The 18026-nt window shown below is 45.6% G+C and carries 15 protein-coding genes (1 of these 15 only partly in view); 7 read left to right on the top strand and 8 right to left on the bottom strand.

Annotation, left to right across the window (positions count from 1 at the left end; translation table 11 throughout):
- Window positions 1–3 precede the first annotated feature (3 nt).
- A complete protein-coding gene (gene glgX / locus ACOMG9_RS19405; protein ID WP_494529257.1) occupies window positions 4–2169 on the top strand; it encodes a glycogen debranching protein GlgX in 2166 nt (721 codons plus the stop codon).
- Between the two features lie 77 nt (window positions 2170–2246).
- Here glgX and amrA read toward each other — a convergent pair whose 3' ends face one another.
- Together amrA and amrB are read right to left on the bottom strand one after the other, a co-directional pair.
- Entirely contained in the window at window positions 2247–2816 is a 570-nt protein-coding gene (amrA, locus tag ACOMG9_RS19400; RefSeq protein WP_494529256.1) for an AmmeMemoRadiSam system protein A, read from the bottom strand.
- 81 nt (window positions 2817–2897) lie between these two features.
- Window positions 2898–3677: an AmmeMemoRadiSam system protein B gene (amrB, locus tag ACOMG9_RS19395; RefSeq protein ID WP_422138769.1), complete on the bottom strand. Its 780-nt coding sequence runs from the start codon at window positions 3675–3677 to the stop codon at window positions 2898–2900.
- 63 nt (window positions 3678–3740) lie between these two features.
- Between amrB and amrS the strand changes: the two genes are divergently transcribed.
- Window positions 3741–4835 (top strand): AmmeMemoRadiSam system radical SAM enzyme, encoded by a 1095-nt coding sequence (amrS, locus tag ACOMG9_RS19390; protein WP_448218091.1) that lies wholly within the window; start codon window positions 3741–3743, stop codon window positions 4833–4835.
- A gap of 80 nt (window positions 4836–4915) precedes the next feature.
- Here amrS and ACOMG9_RS19385 read toward each other — a convergent pair whose 3' ends face one another.
- On the bottom strand, window positions 4916–6220 hold the full coding sequence (locus tag ACOMG9_RS19385; protein WP_448218090.1) for an FAD-dependent oxidoreductase: 1305 nt from the start codon (window positions 6218–6220) through the stop codon (window positions 4916–4918).
- A complete protein-coding gene (locus ACOMG9_RS19380; protein ID WP_448218089.1) occupies window positions 6207–7028 on the bottom strand; it encodes an HpcH/HpaI aldolase family protein in 822 nt (273 codons plus the stop codon). The genes ACOMG9_RS19385 and ACOMG9_RS19380 overlap by 14 nt, the downstream gene beginning before the upstream one ends.
- Window positions 7029–7403: 375 nt before the next feature.
- On the opposite strand from ACOMG9_RS19380, the gene ACOMG9_RS19375 reads away from it, so the two are divergent.
- Both ACOMG9_RS19375 and ACOMG9_RS19370 read left to right on the top strand, forming a co-directional pair.
- Entirely contained in the window at window positions 7404–8714 is a 1311-nt protein-coding gene (locus tag ACOMG9_RS19375) for a WD40 repeat domain-containing protein (RefSeq protein ID WP_448218088.1), read from the top strand.
- Window positions 8715–8885: 171 nt separating this feature from the next.
- Window positions 8886–10211: a WD40 repeat domain-containing protein gene (locus ACOMG9_RS19370; protein ID WP_448218087.1), complete on the top strand. Its 1326-nt coding sequence runs from the start codon at window positions 8886–8888 to the stop codon at window positions 10209–10211.
- Window positions 10212–10392: 181 nt separating this feature from the next.
- On the opposite strand, the gene ACOMG9_RS19365 is transcribed toward ACOMG9_RS19370, so the two are convergent.
- Window positions 10393–11001, bottom strand: coding sequence for a hypothetical protein (locus tag ACOMG9_RS19365; protein WP_448218086.1), 609 nt, complete (start codon window positions 10999–11001; stop codon window positions 10393–10395).
- A gap of 388 nt (window positions 11002–11389) precedes the next feature.
- Between ACOMG9_RS19365 and ACOMG9_RS19360 the strand changes: the two genes are divergently transcribed.
- Both ACOMG9_RS19360 and ACOMG9_RS19355 read left to right on the top strand, forming a co-directional pair.
- The gene (locus tag ACOMG9_RS19360) at window positions 11390–11890 is read left to right on the top strand and encodes a cupin domain-containing protein (protein ID WP_448218085.1); all 501 of its coding nucleotides are present in this window, start codon (window positions 11390–11392) and stop codon (window positions 11888–11890) included.
- 5 nt (window positions 11891–11895) lie between these two features.
- Window positions 11896–12009, top strand: coding sequence for a DM13 domain-containing protein (locus tag ACOMG9_RS19355; protein WP_448218084.1), 114 nt, complete (start codon window positions 11896–11898; stop codon window positions 12007–12009).
- A 40-nt stretch (window positions 12010–12049) separates the two neighbouring features.
- On the opposite strand, the gene ACOMG9_RS19350 is transcribed toward ACOMG9_RS19355, so the two are convergent.
- From ACOMG9_RS19350 to ACOMG9_RS19340, 3 genes are all read right to left on the bottom strand, one after another.
- Window positions 12050–12688 carry a histidine phosphatase family protein gene (locus ACOMG9_RS19350; RefSeq protein ID WP_494529255.1) on the bottom strand — a complete coding sequence of 213 codons (639 nt, stop codon included), beginning with the start codon at window positions 12686–12688 and terminating at the stop codon, window positions 12050–12052.
- 259 nt (window positions 12689–12947) lie between these two features.
- Window positions 12948–14612, bottom strand: a complete 1665-nt coding sequence (locus tag ACOMG9_RS19345; RefSeq protein WP_448218083.1) for a hypothetical protein — start codon at window positions 14610–14612, stop codon at window positions 12948–12950.
- A 214-nt stretch (window positions 14613–14826) separates the two neighbouring features.
- Window positions 14827–17205: a Lon protease family protein gene (locus tag ACOMG9_RS19340; RefSeq protein ID WP_448218082.1), complete on the bottom strand. Its 2379-nt coding sequence runs from the start codon at window positions 17203–17205 to the stop codon at window positions 14827–14829.
- 447 nt (window positions 17206–17652) lie between these two features.
- Between ACOMG9_RS19340 and dacB the strand changes: the two genes are divergently transcribed.
- A protein-coding gene (gene dacB, locus ACOMG9_RS19335) for a D-alanyl-D-alanine carboxypeptidase/D-alanyl-D-alanine endopeptidase (protein WP_422135078.1) crosses the window boundary here: on the top strand, window positions 17653–18026 show its 5' end (the start). It continues 1033 nt past the right edge of the window; 374 of the gene's 1407 nt are visible here — the first part of the coding sequence; its start codon is at window positions 17653–17655; its stop codon lies off the right edge, out of view.

Below are 18026 nucleotides of genomic sequence, written 5' to 3'. Positions count from 1 at the left end.
TGAGTGAAAAAAACGATTGTGATGACAGATATTTCTGTTTCTGCGGGGTGTCCCGAGCTGCAAGGGGCAACAAGGGTTAATGATGATTTCCTGCCAACAGCCGACCATGAAGCAACAGGTGTTAACTTTGCCGTTTATGCCCCTGATGCCAGTCAACTCTACCTTTGCCTGTTCAGCCAGAATGATGAGGAAGAAAGGCTGGCAATGATGCCTTCTGATCAGGGGGTGTGGCATCTTTTGGTAAAAGGTATTGAGGTCGGTCAGCGTTATGGCTTTCGTGCCGAAGGAGCCTGGTCGCCTTCTATTTCTCCCCGGTTTAACAGTCACAAACTATTGATGGACCCTTATAGCCGCGAAGTGCGGGGAAAGGTCCAGTGGTCAGAAGCGTTATTTGACTACCACTGGCATGCTCCCTCTGAAGACAATACTTACAGGATAAAGCGTTTTTCATCGGCAAACAGTGCCGAACAGTGGCTCAAGAGTGAGCTGGACAGTGCCGCCTTGATGCCACGAAGTGTTGTGAGAGAACAGACTTTCGACTGGCAGTCTGTTAAGAAGCCCGCTATTTCCAGAGCCGACAGTATCGTTTATGAACTGCATGTAAAAGGGTTTACACAGCAGCATCCGGACGTACCGGAAGCATTGAGAGGCACTTACCTGGGGCTATGCCATCCCAGTGTGATTGACTACTTCAAAAGGCTGGGAATCACCGCCATTGAGTTGCTTCCGGTGACCTCTCTGGTTAGTGAAGAACGCCTTGAAAATATGGGGCTCAGGAATTACTGGGGATATAACCCTCTCTGTATGATGGCTCCGGAACCTTCGCTGGCGATCAGGGACCCGGTCACTGAAATGAAAACTATGATTCGTGAGCTGCACAGGGCGGGTATCGAGGTTATTATGGATGTGGTTTACAACCACACCTGTGAATCAGGCCATGGTGGTCCCAGCTTGAGTATGCGTGGCCTGGCGGAACGTGATTACTATCTGATGGACAATCATAATGGTCGTCTGTCTGCCGTCAACTACACGGGCTGTGGCAACACTTTGAATTTTGACAGTCCCCAGACCCTGAAGCTGACCATGGATGCGTTGCGTCTTTGGGCAGAAGAATATCAGGTTGATGGTTTCCGTTTTGACCTGGCTCCTGCACTTGCCAGACAGCATCGAGTGTTCCGCTATGACAGCGCCTTTTTCCGCGCTGTACATCAAGACCCGGTTATTTCCCGCACTAAATTAATTGCAGAACCCTGGGATATTGGCCCCGAAGGTTATCGACTGTCCGGATTTCCACAGGCCTGGCAGGAGTGGAGTGATCGTTTCAGGGACAGTGCACGAGCTTATTGGCGTGGCGATGGGGGAAGGCTGGCAGAGATGGGCTGGCGGATAACCGGTTCTGAAGATGTATTTGGTAAACGTCGTCCATTAGCCAGTATTAACTACATTTGCAGCCACGATGGCTTTACCCTCAACGACCTCTGCTCCTTCGAGGAGCGCCATAATGATGCCAATGGTGAGGAGAACAGGGATGGCGACCAGCACAACTTTTCGCGGAATTATGGCGTCGAGGGAGAAACGGAAGATCGTCATATCAAAGCGAAAAGGTTGAGAACTCGAAAAAACATGCTGGCAACACTCATGCTTTCCCGGGGAACGCCAATGCTGATGGCCGGAGATGAGTTCGGTAACAGCCAGCAGGGAAATAATAATGCCTACTGTCAGGACTCACCTTTATCCTGGCTGGACTGGAGCTGGAGGCAGGACAGTGAAGATGATGGTGCTGTTTTACAGTCATTTGTCCGGCAGCTGATATCCTTTCGTAAGACTCACTTCCTGCTGGGTGGTGCCGGTGGTCGTAAAGCTACGGCCTGGTATTCGCCGGATGGCAGTAAGCTGACGGAAGCACAACTGGGAGAACTGGGTGGGGGTTGTCTCTGTATCAAGCTGAGTTCAGTGATCAACTCTGAGGATGAAAAAAACCTCTACATTTTGATCAATAATGAAGCGCAGTCCAGAAAAGTGACTTTGCCTCAGGTCGAACCCCATAAGTACTGGACCCGCCTTTTGGATACTGGTTCGGAATCACCTTTTTCCAGGGAAGCCTTGCTTACCCGGGGCTGGGTTGAGATGGAAGCAAATTCACTGGTGGTTATTGAAGAGCGACGGTGATTTTTCTTTTGATAGAGGCAGGAATGGCCTCAATATTTTCGCTTTACTCAGGTGATTATGATCCTCTTTTTATTGATTTAATCTTCCTTGAATTTGAGACATTGATAAGAAAAACACTTCATATCTGCGGGCCACTCATGAGGTTGAAGTCCGGCTTTGTGTTTGAGGTGAAGGAGAAACTGATCAGGTTCGGTCAGTTGTTCCCATACCTGGGGAAGGAAAGTGGCCTTGTGATGATCCCCCTGGATCAACAGGCCATCAATTCCCGGGCGTAACTGCGCCAGTAGATCTTCTTCAGTCTCAATTTTCATAGCCGTCATGGGCGTCAGGATAGATATTTCAATACGCAGATCGGCCAGTTCATCTTCGGTTACAGGAAAGAAACGCTGATCCCTGAACGCACTGGCGAAAGCATTGTGTGCGATGTCTTCTATCAGGGGTTTTTGAGGAATCAGTGTGCCGATACAGCCTCTGAGTTCGCCAAACTTTTGAAGCGTCACAAATGAAGCAAGATGGGCCTGCAATGTTGTTGGAAACTCAGTTAAATCAAGTTTGGGGGGTTCACCGTCAACACAGATTTTAGCAATGGTGTGTCTGGCCAGACGTAACAGGTTTTTTTTATCCAGTTCTGTGAGATTCAGATCCATCCGGGTTGATCCTTTCATGCCATGGCCAGTCTTTTGAGCAGTAAACAGGTGTACAGCTGGTAATATCGACTCGAGTAATTTTTACTGGATAACATAGGCTCCATATCCGACGACCCGTTTTTTATCACCGGCCGTATCGCCGGAGTTGCGGACATCCAGAGTCACGACTTCCATGCCCCTGCGCTGGGCTATTTTCAGCATACCATTGAGAGGATAGCTGCCACAGGCCTGTCCTCCGGTCAGGCATCCGCTCATTTGTTCTATGGCTTTGGTCGTCAGACTGTCACGCTGGTTGGCTTCTTCGTAGCTGAGATAGTGACTGAGGTCTGAGCTGATGACAATCAGGGTTTCATCGCCGCCCCAGAGAAAGTCTATAACCTCGGCAACGGCGAAGGGTGAGGCATCACCCACAACCAGGGGAATAAGCTTGAAATTGTCCAGGGTGCTCTGCAGAAAGGGGCACTGGACTTCCAGACTGTGCTCATTGGCATGAGCTGCATCCAGAGTATGTACCTGATTGAACCGACTCAGACTTTTGATTGTATCGGTATCCAGCGGAATATCTCCCATGGGGGTTGAGTAGGCTTCACAGTCCGGAAGGGCTATCCCTTCAAACGCAACCTGATGAGAAGGACCCAGCAATACCACTCTTTTAATCTTGCTGCGGTAGGTCTTCAACTGTTTGTAGCCGGATGCGGCAACAGCTCCGGAGTAGACGTATCCGGCATGAGGTACGATCAGGACTTTAGGCGACAGTTCTCTCTCAGTGGCTTCGGACATCAGATTATTGACAACGGTTTTCAGCAGTTCTGGCTGGTCGGGATAGAAAACACCAGACACAGCGGGTTGTCGAATATTCATTGAGCTTACCCCCCGGATGAACGGCCCTATAATTATAGTCAGCGAACCGAGCGAGGCACTGTGATGATGAATGGAATTCGTCAATCTCCACCTGACTATTTTCCCACTGAGTACTGGCACAGTCTCGAAGATGGTCGAATTCAGTGTGATGTTTGCCCCAGAGCCTGCAAGTTAAGAGAAGGCCAGCAGGGCCTTTGCTTTGTCAGAGCCCGGCATCAGGATCAGATTGTGTTGACCAGTTACGGACGCTCCAGCGGTTTTTGCATCGACCCCATAGAAAAGAAGCCACTGAACCACTTTTTACCTGGCACTCCGGTGTTGTCATTTGGCACAGCAGGTTGCAATCTTGCCTGCAAGTTCTGCCAGAACTGGGATATGAGCAAGTCCAGGGAAATGGATACTCTGGCTGATCAGGCCATGCCCTTGCAGCTGGCTCAGGCTGCGTTGGCAACGGGCTGCAGAAGTCTGGCGTTTACCTACAATGACCCGGTTATTTTTCTGGAGTATGCCAGAGATGTTGCGCTTGCCGCTCGTGAGCAGGGCATTCGCTCTGTCGCCGTCAGTGCCGGTTATATCTGCGAAGCCCCCAGAGAAGCCTTCTTTCAATGTATGGATGCGGCCAATATTGACCTGAAAGCATTCACTGAGTCTTTCTATAAAATGATTTGTGGCGGGTCTTTGCAGCCCGTGCTGGAAACTCTGAGGTATCTAAAGCATGAGACAAAGGTGTGGTTTGAAATAACCACTCTGCTGATTCCCGGGGAGAATGATTCTGATCATGAGCTTAACAGTATGTGTGAATGGATCGTTGAACATCTGGGGGTTGATGTGCCTGTACATTTCACCGCATTTCATCCTGACTGGAAAATGATGGAGCACACCCGCACACCCGCTGATACCCTTACCAGAGCAAGAAATATCGCAATCAAAAAAGGCATTCGTTATGCCTATACCGGCAATGTACACGACAGTCAGGGGGGGAGTACCTGGTGTCATAACTGCGGGCAATTGTTGATTGAGCGAGATTGGTATCAGATGGGGGTCTGGAACCTGAAGTCGGGTTGCTGCCATCGCTGTGGTGAAAAGCTGGCAGGTGTTTTTGAAGAGCTGCCCGGAGACTGGGGAAGCAAAAGAATTCCTGTGAGAATGAAGTCCTGAACTCTTTTTAAGACAGTAGTTTGTGATCTTCCCCTGTTTTAGCAGTCATACCGTGCGGACGGGCTTCTCAGAAATAGTCGCTAAAAGAAACGACGTTGGTTGATTTTTTTTAACACTTCGCTATATGAGAGATCGAAGAAATTAATCATGGTAATGGCTGGCGGGGGGATCAGTGATGGAAACAGCCTTCTGAGAATTGGTATGACTGCTTTTACGGTCAGGTTAAATGGGGAGGTTCTTGTGTCAGTCAGCTCTTGGTAGTTACGTTCCGAGAGTACACTGGCAGCAAATCCTTCAGGCTGTCGGTCATCGTTAAACTTTTGAAATGTATGATCGAGGTTATTGCGGTATTTTTTCAGAGTATCAAATAAGAATTGGCAGTCTTCAAAGCCAAGATTAACTCCTTGGCCCATAAAAGGAACGATGGCATGTGCAGCATCACCGATCAATAAAATGTTATTTCTAAAAACATAACGGTCACACTCTGCTTTAAACACATACCCTTGCTGTTTCTCCAATAACTCGCTCCCGGATTCTTTGATGAATGGGTAAATGTCAGGAAACTGTGCTTTTAAAAAATCTTCAATCTTTTTGGCTGAATCGAGGGATGAAAAACTGATTTTCCCCATTGAGGGTAGAAATAAATTAGCTCTGAAAGAGTGGTTTAAATTGGGAAGCGCAATCATAAAGAAGTCTTTGCGAGGCCAAATGTGGATGGCGCCTGGATCAATGGCCCAGGAATTGTTTTTTTCTTTGATGGTGATTTCTTTATAAGTAGAATCTATTAATGAAAATTGGTATTTAAAAGAGTTTCTTTTTGCCATCAAACTACGAGTTATGGATTTTGCACCATCTGCACCGATGACGGCATCAGCTTCAAGGGTATTTTTCCTGCCAGCCTGAATATAAGTCACTTTATTCTTTTTTTGTGAATTATCAATATTGATGCACTCACTATTTAAACATATTGATACATTGCGAGTCTCTTTGGCTGATTTTAATAATAATTTATGCAATCGACTTCTTTCTACTGAATAGTTGAACCAGGAATTTTTTCCGTATTTTGTCAAACTTATGGGTCTGCCTTTCCGATGAGTGGCTCGACTGTCCATCGGTAACGCAATATCTTTGAATTCCGTTTCCAGCCCTGCTGCTCTCAGTGCTTTGAGACCTCTTGGTGAAATTGACAAATTGATGGTTCTGCAATTGTTAGTCGTTTCGGTGTTGATATGCTTTTCCAGTACATGTACAAAAAAACCCAACTCACCCAAAAATTTTGCCGCCAATAGTCCAACGGGACCAGCACCGATTATGACAACATCCTGTTTGTCAGGAGCATGTAGCGTGCGACAGGTAAGCATGGGGTCAGGCTCAAAGGTTAACACTGTTACACCAGGTCTCCGCTGGTTCTTCCAGGTTATTTAGCTGGCCATATTGTTGACCGGCAAACGTTAACATGAAATGGGCATCACTGCCCATGCCCAGAAATGTCAACCCATCCTGCATCCGTTCTTTGACCTGGGATGCTTCACGGCATAACGTTCCCACCGGGATATTGCGTTTCTTACAACCCTTGATGACTTTCTCGGTAGCACTGACAAAAGTGGGCTCATCACTCCAGAACCTGGCGGGTAATCCAAGGGACATGTGTAAGTCATTTGGACCGATGAAAAAAAGGTCTACACCAGGCACATCTAATATTTCGTCGAGGTTATCTATGGATTCTTTCGTTTCTATCTGGATTCCGACAAGAATCTCCTGGTTGGCTGCACTCAGATATTGTGGGCGATTGACGCCAAAACCCAGGTGTGGGGCCAAGCCACCTCCACCTCTTTCGCCATCAGGAGGAAAGCGGGCATAGGCGACTGCTCGTTTAACGTCATCAGCGGTATTTATCATTGGCACGATAATGCCCTGTGCACCACAATCCAGAGCGCTTTTAATATGTTCAATGGAGCCAACCGGTACTCTGACAAGAGGGGTAATACGCCCGTCACTGATATCAGAAATGGTCGACATGATAATGGCAGCGGTGGGATAGTCGTAGGGAGTGTGTTCCAAGTCAAGCAGCAGCCAGTGGAAGAAGCCTTGGGCAGCGAGCAACCGGGCTGCATGAAAACTGTTCATTTGTAGCCAGGTTCCGATGGCAAATTTACCCTGTCTTAAGCTCAATAACGTTAGATTTTTGCGCATCAGAGACTCCTGTATTCAGTGTATTCAGACACCCTGAAATTCTAGGCAGCATTGACAGAATTTTCCAAATTCGCGATTTCAGGCCCTGAATCCCGATTTCTGATTCCATCTTGATTCGTTGTTGGCAGGGATGCGTCAATCACTGTCCTGTCACGAAACCATGAGCCAAAATGGCCTGTAAGTACTGTAAGCAACCGGTTGTACTCCTTCTGGATTTTTAATTCCTGTTAAAACGTATTACATGGTCAATATTCTTGAATTTCTAATAAAAATTATTCGGAAAATGAAGGAACTTACCTGTGGTTTCTTGGTCAAATAATTTAGAAATCCTGATTAAATGGATTTTTTTATTAAAACGAAATGGAGAAACTTATTATGAAGGCTTATTGGAGAAAAATGATTAACTGTTCAGTGCTGGCTGGACTGTCCTGCGTCGCTATTACCGGACTTAATGCTGACACGTCTGCGCAGGAACCACCAAAAAAAGTGGATATTGAATTGGCTCTTGAAATGAACGCGAATCCTCCCGTTGAGTTCGTGAATCCCTATGATGGTCAGAGCTCCAAGTGTAAGGTGCACTCAACTTCATGGAATCATGACGCTTCCTGGCTGGCAGCTGGAGTATCGTGCAAACATCAGCATATTTCGAATACCGCTCATGTACAACTATTACAGAAGGATACATTGATTCGTTTATATATTCGTATTCCATCTGGTGAAAATTTTGATAAAGTCAATGCCGTGTTTAGCCCCGATGGTTCATTGTTGGCGGTATCGACGAACGAGAAGGTCATCAGATTTTATGATGCCCATAAAGGTTTTATACTCAAGCATGTGCATGAGCTTGATGATAATTTTCGCCCGAATCCACCTTTTTCTTTCAACTCCGACGGTTCATTATTTGCGGTTGCAGGCAGTCATGATGTAAAAGTGTACAGTTTGAAGGGTGATTTTCTGCACACAGGTACGATTAATGACATTGAGCCAGTTGAAATGATGTTTACTTCCGATAAAAACATACTGGCTGTCAAGACTTTCTCTGAGATAAAAACTTTTCATTCAAACGATGAATTTGCAACCAGTGAAGTTGTGAAAACTTCCAAAATGAAAAAACGAAGGTTTTATCGAGGTTTCGCTTCGAGCCCAGATGGTTATTTATTGGCAACCCCAACTGCTTTCGGTGGAATCAGGTTTATAGATAATAGAACTTGTCAACCAGGAGATCCGTATCAAACGTCTTTCACTCCTATGATATCTGAAGAATATTCACCCTGTTCCGGCAACAGTATGTTCAATCAGGATATTGTCTACCTGGATACTAGTTTCACAACCAGTATGGCATTCAATAATGATGGGTCTCTTTTGGTCGTAGGTGGAAGCGACATTAATGATGGCTCTGGATATGTTAGTGTTTTATCGAAACAGGGATATGGGTGGTCCATAGAACATTCTATCAAAGATCCAAAATCAACAGTTAATAGCGTCAGCTTCAGTCCTGACGGTGAGTTGATGGCGGTAGCCGGTGTTGAGGGAAAAATCTGGTTATACGAAATTAATCCGGTCGAAGACAATTCGGACGAAGTTAACCAAGAAGAAGTTAACCTGGTCAATAAATCCACAACACCTGAACCATCCAACTTAGTTACTGAATACTCAATGTGCACTATTTTCGGGCGCTGTCATTAACAACGGCTCGATCGTGAAAAATGAAAACACCATCCAGCTGGTGGCTGGATGGTGTTTCTTGCAAAAATTATTCGGAAAATGAAGGAACTTAGCTGTAGTTTCTTGGTCAAATAATTAAGCAATCCTAATTAAATGGACTTTTGTATCAAAACTGAATGGAGAAACTTATTTATGAAGGCTTATTGGAAAAAAATGATTAACTGTTCAGTGCTGGCTGGACTGTCCTGCGTCGCTATTACCGGACTTAATGCTGACACTCCAGCGCAGGAATCACCAAAAAAAGTGGATATTGAATTGGCCCTTGAAATGAACGCGATTCCTCCCGTTGAGCTCAGGAGTCCCTTTGAGGAACAAAGCTCCAAGTGTAAGGTGCACTCAACTTCATGGAATCATGACGCTTCCTTGCTGGCAGCTGGAGTATCGTGCAAACATGATCATAGTGTCAATTCCGCCCATGTACAACTACTACAGATGGATATATTAGTTCCTTTGTTTATTCGTCTTCCATCTGATGAAACTGTACGTAAAGTCAAAGCCGTGTTTAGCCCCGATGGTTCGCTGTTGGCGGTATCGACGAACGATAAGGCTATCAGATTTTATGATGTCCATAAGGGTTTTATACTCAAGCATGTGCATGAACTTGGTGATAATAACTACCTCTATCCATCTTTTGCTTTCAGTCCCGACGGAACTTTATTTGCAGTTGGAGACGAAAGAGATATTAACGTGTTCAGTTTAAAGAGTGATTTTCTGCACTTAGGTACAATTAATAATATTCGACCAGTTGATATAAGGTTTATTTCCGACAATAATACACTGGCGGTCAAGAGCTTATTTGATATAAAGGTTTTTCATTCAAAAGATTCATTTTCTTCCAGTGAAGTTGTGAAATCTTCCAAGTTGGAAAGACGTAGACGTTATCATCAAGGTTTCGCTTCGAGTCCAGACGGTTCTATGATGGCATTCTCATCCAGTGGTAGTGAAATCAAGTTTCTGGATGATAGAGCTTGTAAAAAAGAAGATCTGGATCAGCTGGTTCAAGAGAAGCGCGCCAATCCCTTTATGGTGTCGGATAAATACTTACCCTGCTTTGGCAACAGTTTTTTCAATCAGAGTTCTGTATACAGTGGCGTTGATTACGTAACCAGTATGACATTCAATAATGACGGATCTTTGCTGGCAGTCGGTGGAACTAACCGTAAAGCCTCTGAAAATATTAAGATTTTTTCGAAAAATAAATCGGGTTGGTCTCTGGCACATTCTATTAATGAACCAAAATCTACTGTCAATAGCGCCAGCTTCAGTCCTGATGGTGAATTATTGGCGGTCGCCGGAGTTGATGGAAAAATCTGGTTGTACGAAATTGATCCGGCCGAAGACAATGAAGACGAAGTTGATCAAGATGAAGTTAACCTGGTAAATAAATCAACAACACCTAAATCATCCAACTTGACTACTGAATACTCAATGTGCACTATTTTCGGCCACTGTAAGTAACGACGGCTCGATCGTAAAAATGATATGAGAGCCAGCTGGTGGCTGAGTTGTATTTCATTAACAACTGTCAAAATCAGTGGCTCTCATTTATCAGATTAACCTATTCAGTAACATGATGGTTTTTTCTTCTCTCTTGAATCCGCCCTAGAGGTGATACTTATATTTTGTTGAATTTTAAATGTTAATGTAATGCTGTACTTATTAATTCAATAGTTGTTTTATACTCACTTTCTAAATCAAAATTAGTGCATGTTGTTAAAAAAACCTGATCATTTTTTAATGATTCGTAAATTTTTGATAAGTGTTCTTTCGTTTTTTCGGAGATTTCTTCGTCATTGAACCTGTCTATTTCACAAAAAAGTTCAGATTGCGGAATACAATATTTTTCTTTATGCCCATGAAATGTAAAGTAACTCCCCCCTTCACCAGACGACATTAGCCCAGTTAAAACTTGCATGATAAATTGAGCATAAGCATCAGGGAGGGGGCGAAAAATTTGTTTTTTTGTTTCTTCTATAAAGATGTCTTTTGAAGACGCTGTGCCTGGCTTCTGTCTGGCAAGTAATGATGCGTGATATATCCTCATTAATGCAATATTGTTATTTAACTCTAAATCAGAAGAAATAGGTGTGTCTGACTGATTTAATTGATGTTGTTTTAATCTTATCTCGTCAATAAGGGAGATTAAGCTATTGACCGCACTGTTGAGTGATGCATTGGCATTATATGAATAAAAAACAGAAATAATAAAAATAATTCGACATATTAAAGTTGCTCTGTGATTTTTCATGTGATTCAGGTTTAGTGACTTCGAAAACTACCCCTGAAACCTAGCACTTTTTTATTATTTTTGCAGGCTGTTGGAAAACATAGCGCTTGCAGCAAGGGGGGTGAGCGCAGTTAAACTTTCCCTGATTAATTCAAATTCTGTCTTTAACTAAGCCTCTGCCTGGTGTTTCAGGAGGCTGACCGGGAATAGACTGCCCTACGCGGCAACTGCTCCTGTGTTGCTCTAGCTCCTGCATCCATGCAGTCGTCGGCAACTGCTCCTGCGTTGCTCTAGCTCCTGCATCCATGCAGTCGTGCGGCGCAGCCTCTGAAAAGTGAAAGCGCTTTGACTTTACGAATTGTTCTGGTTGACTCACTATAAAGCTTTCCATCAAAGGGAGGTGCATACATTGAAGGATGCGAACGGCTGGATTGAAGCGCTGTCGCTTGAGCCTCATCCGGAAGGCGGCTTTTTTCGGGAAACTTATCGCTCTGATGAAGTATTAGCCCATGGTAGTCTGCCGGATCGGTTTTCAGGAGAACGAAACTTTTCGACGGCTATTTATTATTTGTTGGAGGGTAAGGATTTTTCCGCGTTTCATCGAATTCAGCAAGATGAAGTCTGGCATTTCTATGACGGTGCATCATTGATTATCCATATTATTGGTCCGGAAGGAAGCTATTCCACTGCAAGGCTCGGACGCACCATTCTGGATGGCGAAGTTCCACAGTTTATGGTACCTGCAGGCTGTTTTTTTGCGGTAGAGGTAAGTGATCCTTCTTCGTACGTTCTTTCTGGTTGTACCGTTGCTCCGGGCTTTGACTTTGCGGACTTTGAAATGCCTTCAGCTGAGCAGCTGTTGAATAGCTTCCCTGAGCATGCTGTTCTGATTGAGCGATTGACACGGTAAAAGCTATGAAAAAATTTATTGTAACTGTCCCCTCGAATATCAATATCAATTCATACAATACTGTTGTCGTTTGGTGTGAGACCTTTGGCGAGTTTATCACTGCGGCCAGATATCGATAGAATGGCGCCGGACTTGTTGAAGTCCGGCAGAATTCATGCCTTAACTTTCGTTAAATGCCTCGTCCCATTCATTGGCAAAAAGATAACCCAGGGTGTGGGCATTTTTTTCTTCTTTATTGACCGCAAGGAAGATGGTTGCGTTGTATGTAGACTTGTCGTGTATGTCCATGACCACGAGATCATCGTTCTGGGCTTCACCTAACTTGTCGATACAGGTGCTATGGGTCACCAGAATCAGGTTTTTGCCTTCTTCCTTGTATTTGAAAATATCGCTATAAAGGTTCTCTTTACAGCCTTCACGAAGCCAGTTTTGAGTAATGGTCGCTTCCTCACCAAACATCAGGTCAGCAGTCTGGTGGGTTCGTTTGACAGGGCTGTTGTAGACGATGGTTGTTTGCTCGGGTAAGTGATTAAATTTCTGCCCGACGGCAATAGCCTCTGCCTTGCCGGGAAGGGTGATACCGGTTTCCCCATCAAGACACAGGTTGTCAGAGCGATCACAGCGTTCAGCGTGTCTGACCAGTGCAACGACATTACCTTGAACCCAGTGAACCTGTAGATCAAACAGTCTTTTATCATTTTCAGCCAGGCTAACCGTGGGCTCAGGCTGCAGAAAGGACCAGGCTGCTGACGCTGAAACGGTCAGACCAGCCAGGGCAATCAATGTCTTTTTAAGCATATAAGGTGTTTTGCGACAATTCTTTGAGAGAGGTAATGTATCGAATCAACGCCTCTCTAAAACAGTGTTAATCAACGCAGAGTAAGCCACATATATTACGGTTTTATGACGAAAGCGCACATGGATAGAGAAATGCCACTTGTCGGGTTTGGGCGTGGTGCACTAAAGAATAGGTATAAGTAGCTTGCTGTTTTCTATACTGACGCAGTCCAGACTCCATCGCCCCTGCTCTGAAATCGCAGAGACGATTGAATTCAGGTTACAGAGCCAAGATTCCGGTCAGACAGACCGCAAAATCCAAAGTAACGATAATAACAGCATCCAAAACAAAGATAGCAGTAGCATTGAAAGCAAAGATAACAGCAGTGGCTCTCGCAGATGAACTATTGAGTGCGCTTTTATCCTGGGCTATTTTTGTACCGGGGTTTGAGCTTGCTCCGGAATCATAGGGTGGGGCGACTGGCTGGCAGATTTCGGTGTCAAAGAATAGCTCGCCTTCAAGGTTGAACAGTCCTCTGCAGGCAGAGGAACCGTTGGTAGCAGTCCAGGTATTCACCATCGGGTTGTTTGTATGAGGTGTGGGGGTTGACATGAGAATGCTGGAACTCAGAGGTCTTTCGCACAGTTCACGTACTTTATGTTCTGCCAGTTTTTGTTCGCTAAGATCTTCCAGTGATTTGTGAACCGCTTTCAGGCTGAATGGTTTCAGGGGTTGCCACCATGGATTGACTGCTTGCAGGTGGTTACAAATCAGGTTCAGTTCAAGCCCTCCCCAAATGGTTATAGCTGTCCATGTTACACTGATATGATTTTCAATCATGTAAAAACGTGGAAGTCCCGCTTCGATTATTTCGGAACCTTCGATATCTCCGGTAAGAACAAAACCACCTTTGCGAGCGGGGTCGCGACGAGTGAAGCCGGCATTGGAAATGTTGACTTCGTTGCTGATAATATCCATGCTGCTTCCAGGAGCTATTCTAAACTCACCTGCCTCTGCCATATTGCCAGTGAAACTGTTCGACTTGACAACTAATTGCTCTGACTGGTTCCTGATCTCGGGAAGATTAATAAATATCCCATGATCCGGAATTAAATGTGGGAAATAGTGGTTGTTAATCGTGTTGTATTTTTCACCTGTGATCAGGTTGACAGAGAACTGCAAGCCCGGACCCCGGATCTCACCATTGGCAGACGCATCCAGAGATTTTCTGCAGTCAAGGACAACTGCGGCACGGATGGGAAGATGGAAAATGTTCCCTTCTAAAATCAGTTTCCGGTTATAGCACTCTGCAAAAACAATGGAGTCAATTGAGGGGTGGTTATTCTCTCGGTCTGGCTGAAAATTAACGTGTTTTATATTGCTGTTTTTTGTTTCATCAGCCTGGAAGTTGTCAGTGGTTCCGATCCTGACCACATATTTGTCTTCATATCCTGGCCGATCTTTGATCATGATCTCAAAACCATTTTCGGCTGCTCCAATAATGTCCTGACCGTTTTTCAAACGTATTGCACTGTTAACAAAGTACTCACCCGGAGTTACAACAGGCGCAGGCGTTGTTGTATGTAAAGAGCTAACCGATGGAGAGGGTGTTGTTGGCATGACCACTTCGGAGGAGAGCAGTATAACAGTGTTCTCAGGTATCCGTTCTATCAACTCATTTAAATTTTCTGCAGGATTGGTGCTGAGAATTATACACTGTCGCTTGTTAACAAGTTCTGAATCCATTCTTAGCCGTTGCTGAACCACCGTCGAATGCTTTGAATGCGTCCTGGGGTCAAGCAGAGAGTCGCAAGATACTGTCGGAAGGGACTGAGAAGAGGGGGTCGTTGAAGATTGAGTCGACGCTTCGAGTTGTTGAATCAGAGTTTGTAACAGGAATACCGGGGCGATGAACCGGGTCAAAAAACGCTGCTGACTTATCATGTTCTGGACTCCCAAAAAAATTTTAGAAGAGAAGCCTAGACGCAGTAAATAAACCTATCCATTCAAATTATGCGCAAGTTGGAAGATAAGGCACGATGATTATCGAATAAGCGTAAAACCCCGTACTTTGAAGACGGGGATGTAAGCTCGGTTAAAAAAACAGACACCCCGTCAACGCGCTTGACCGGCTACAGTCGGTCAAGCGCGATTGGTGTCAGCTGCCTTCCTTGGAGAGTTCAGAAATTTCTTTCAGGCGCTCCAGAACTTTGTAATTGATGGAGTCTTTTGTGTACTGACCACGACTGTTCAGTGTGCCAGGCTTGCAACCGGTCAGAAGCTCCATGGCTTCGTCAGCATGGTTGACTGCATAAACACTGAAATTGCCTGCTTTTACAGCATCGACCACTTTCTGGTGGAGCATCAGGTTTCGGAGGTTGGTGGCAGGGATAATGACGCCCTGCTCACCTGTCAGGCCACGGGCGTTACAAAGATCAAAGAAGCCCTCAATCTTTTCATTAACACCGCCAATTGCCTGAACTTCCCCATGCTGGTTCATGGAGCCGGTGACGGCAAAACCCTGTTTGATAGGCGTATTGGTCAGAGCGGACACCAGGCAGCAAAGTTCAGCCAGGGTGGCACTGTCACCATCAATATAACCGTAGGATTGCTCCATGGTCAGACTGGCTGAGATAGCCAGAGGGAATTTCTGGGCGTATTTGCTGCCCAGATAGCCAGTCAGGATCATAACCCCCTTTGAGTGAATGGCCTGACCCAGAGAGACTTCCCGTTCAATATCGACAATCCCCTGGGATCCCGGGTAGACGGCTGCCGTAATTCTGGCTGCAGAACCAAAGCTGGTATCCCCGATAGACATGACAGTGAGCCCATTGATCTTACCGATCTTTTCTCCTTCGGTATCGATCAGGATACTGCCTTCAATCATCTCGTCGAGAATCTGCTGGCTGACACGTCCGGTGCGCTCAGACTTGGCGGTCAGGGCCCGGTCAATATGTTCGTTGTTGATCTTGCGGCTGCGGCTCATACGACGAATGAAGTCTGCTTCTGCCAGCAGGTCGAACAGATCGCCGATTTTGGCAGACATCTCACCCTGGTGTTCAGCCATTCTCGAGCTGTGTTCAACGAGACGGGCAACGGCCGCAGCCGTCAGGGCCGGGTAGTTTTCATCATCTGCCCGGTTTTTTAACAGTTGGGCAAAAGCGTATACCGATTCCCTGTCTCGTTTAATCCGGTCATCAAAATCGACCAGAACTCTGAAAATTTCATGGAAATCCGGATCAAGCTGTTGCAGCAGATAATAAATATCTCTGGAACCGACAAGTATGATCTTGACGTTGAGAGGGATGGACTCCGGATTCAGGGTAATGGTGTTGAGTAGTCCCATTTCTGAGTATGGAGATTCGATGGTCAGCTCTTTCTGTTTCAGGGCTCTCTTCAGCGCTTCCCAGACAAAAGGTTCTTCCAGCAACTTGTTTGCGTCCAGCAACAAGTAGCCACCATTGGCTTTATGCAGAGAACCAGGGCAAATCTGTCGGTAATTGGTCACCAGGGCACCCATCTCGCTGGCGTATTCAATACGACCAAACAGGTTTTTGTAGTTGGGGTGAGACTCATACACGACGGGTGCAGCACCGCTGGCAGAGTGGCCAATCAGCAGGTTAGGTGCATAGAGTTCAACCAGTGATTGTCGTTTGGTTGAGTCATCCTTGGACTCCATATTGCGGTCATCAGCAAGAATATCAATAACGGTGCGGTGGAGGTGATTCTTAACCGCCTCCAGATATTCCAGTACCGACTTCTCATTGTTGTAATCCTTTTTCAATGGCTTGAGCAGAGGCTCCAGGGCCTGATCAATGGTTTCCTGATTTAGCTTCTGTAGCTTCTCGTTGGATTCCCGTTTCCATTGAGGAAGTTCAACCAGCGAGTCATTCAGTATCGACTCCAGTTCACTGATGTCTTTATTGAATTTGGACCGTTTTTTATCCGGGAGCTGGGCAAATTCGGTTTCGTCCATCGCCTTACCCTCATGCATAGGGGTAAAGCTCAGGGAACCCGCTTCGCGAAACAAGGCAATGTTCCGTTTCAGGGCTTCCTGTTCAATCTGATCAATGGCGTGGTCATAGCTTCGGTTGAAATCGCGCTCGATAACACTTTTCTTTTGTTGATAGGTCGGGTTTTCAAACGCTGCCGGAAAGGTCAGCATGAGACTGTCAACAAACTGATCAAAATCTTTCTGCAAAGGCTCGCCCGCTCCCGCCGGAAGCATCAAAATCTTTGGTTCACGAGGGTTGTCGAAGTTATTGATATAAACCCAGTCGTCAGGTGGCGTCTGGCGCTTGGCTTCAGATTCCAGATATTTTCTCAGATAGGACATCCTGCCTGTACCGGACTCTCCCATCACATAGATGTTGTAGCCCGTTCGGTGCATGGCTACGCCGAATTGAATGGCACTGGTTGCTCTTTCCTGGCCGAGGATACCCGCATATTTCTCAAGATCGTCGGTGGACTTGAACCCAAGTTCTTTGACCGGCTGTTTCGCAATGAGTTGACTGGTTGAAAGTTTAAGCTTTTTCACTAAGGCCTGCCGTTAACTAATGAGTTCTCTGGGTCATTTCTACGTCGCAGAGCACCATAGGATCAATCATAAGCCGCTCTGCTTTGATGGATTCTTAACCTGCCGGAAAAACCATTAGCCGGTAGGCTGCCAGGTCATCAGTCTCTTTGGATAACCCGTACGGATAGCATAATGCTTTTTTTATCTAACTGTCATGAATTCTGTTGCCAATTGAGGTTGGAGGATAAAAGCGGCTTTTTTAACGGTTATTTGTTACAAGAACTTGCTTCTAATTTTCTGAGTAATAGCGTTAACTTAAATGATGAGATGTCCAGTGTCGATCGTTGAAGTGACATTGAGTAAAAGTGTGGGATTGCTTCAGAACAAAATGTAGTACGTAAGTTTTATATCCTTTGTGTATGCATCTTTGCGAAGGTCCTCTGAGGTTGCCAGGAAATTGAGGTCATCATGTTGAGATTTCTGTCATGCCTGCTAACAGTTTTTTTTATTTTTTCATTTCACAGTGCTCAGGCTTCACCGCAGCTGGTTAAAGAGTTGCAGAAACTGGTAGGGGGGTTACCACCGGGTAGTGTTCACTCCATTCAGGTCAAAGACCCTGCCAGTGGCCGGGTTGTTTTTGAACAGGGGGCTCATCACAATCTGGTGCCTGCCAGCGTTCTGAAAGTAGTGACGGCCACACTGGCTTATGAGGTTCTGGGCGATAAATTTCAATACACTACCCAGCTCGTAACCCGCGACCGACCTATCCGAAAAGGTATTGTTAATGGGCCCGTAGCTCTTGTGTTCAGTGGTGATCCTTCTTTGAGACGGAAACATCTGGA

The sequence above is a fragment of the Endozoicomonas sp. PH6C genome (assembly GCF_059322965.1).
The sequence above is the reverse complement of the archived record's forward strand: the minus strand, read 5'-3'. Positions and strand labels throughout refer to the sequence as shown.

Bases quoted from the DNA above. Each gene is read 5' to 3' on its own strand.
- amrA (WP_494529256.1), bottom strand. From the start codon at position 2,816: ATGGATCTGAATCTCACAGAACTGGATAAAAAAAACCTGTTACGTCTG.
- amrB (WP_422138769.1), bottom strand. From the start codon at position 3,677: ATGAATATTCGACAACCCGCTGTGTCTGGTGTTTTCTATCCCGACCAG.
- amrS (WP_448218091.1), top strand. From the start codon at position 3,741: ATGATGAATGGAATTCGTCAATCTCCACCTGACTATTTTCCCACTGAG.
- ACOMG9_RS19380 (WP_448218089.1), bottom strand. From the start codon at position 7,028: ATGCGCAAAAATCTAACGTTATTGAGCTTAAGACAGGGTAAATTTGCC.
- ACOMG9_RS19375 (WP_448218088.1), top strand. From the start codon at position 7,404: ATGAAGGCTTATTGGAGAAAAATGATTAACTGTTCAGTGCTGGCTGGA.
- ACOMG9_RS19370 (WP_448218087.1), top strand. From the start codon at position 8,886: ATGAAGGCTTATTGGAAAAAAATGATTAACTGTTCAGTGCTGGCTGGA.
- ACOMG9_RS19365 (WP_448218086.1), bottom strand. From the start codon at position 11,001: ATGAAAAATCACAGAGCAACTTTAATATGTCGAATTATTTTTATTATT.
- ACOMG9_RS19355 (WP_448218084.1), top strand. From the start codon at position 11,896: ATGAAAAAATTTATTGTAACTGTCCCCTCGAATATCAATATCAATTCA.
- ACOMG9_RS19350 (WP_494529255.1), bottom strand. From the start codon at position 12,688: ATGCTTAAAAAGACATTGATTGCCCTGGCTGGTCTGACCGTTTCAGCG.
- ACOMG9_RS19345 (WP_448218083.1), bottom strand. From the start codon at position 14,612: ATGATAAGTCAGCAGCGTTTTTTGACCCGGTTCATCGCCCCGGTATTC.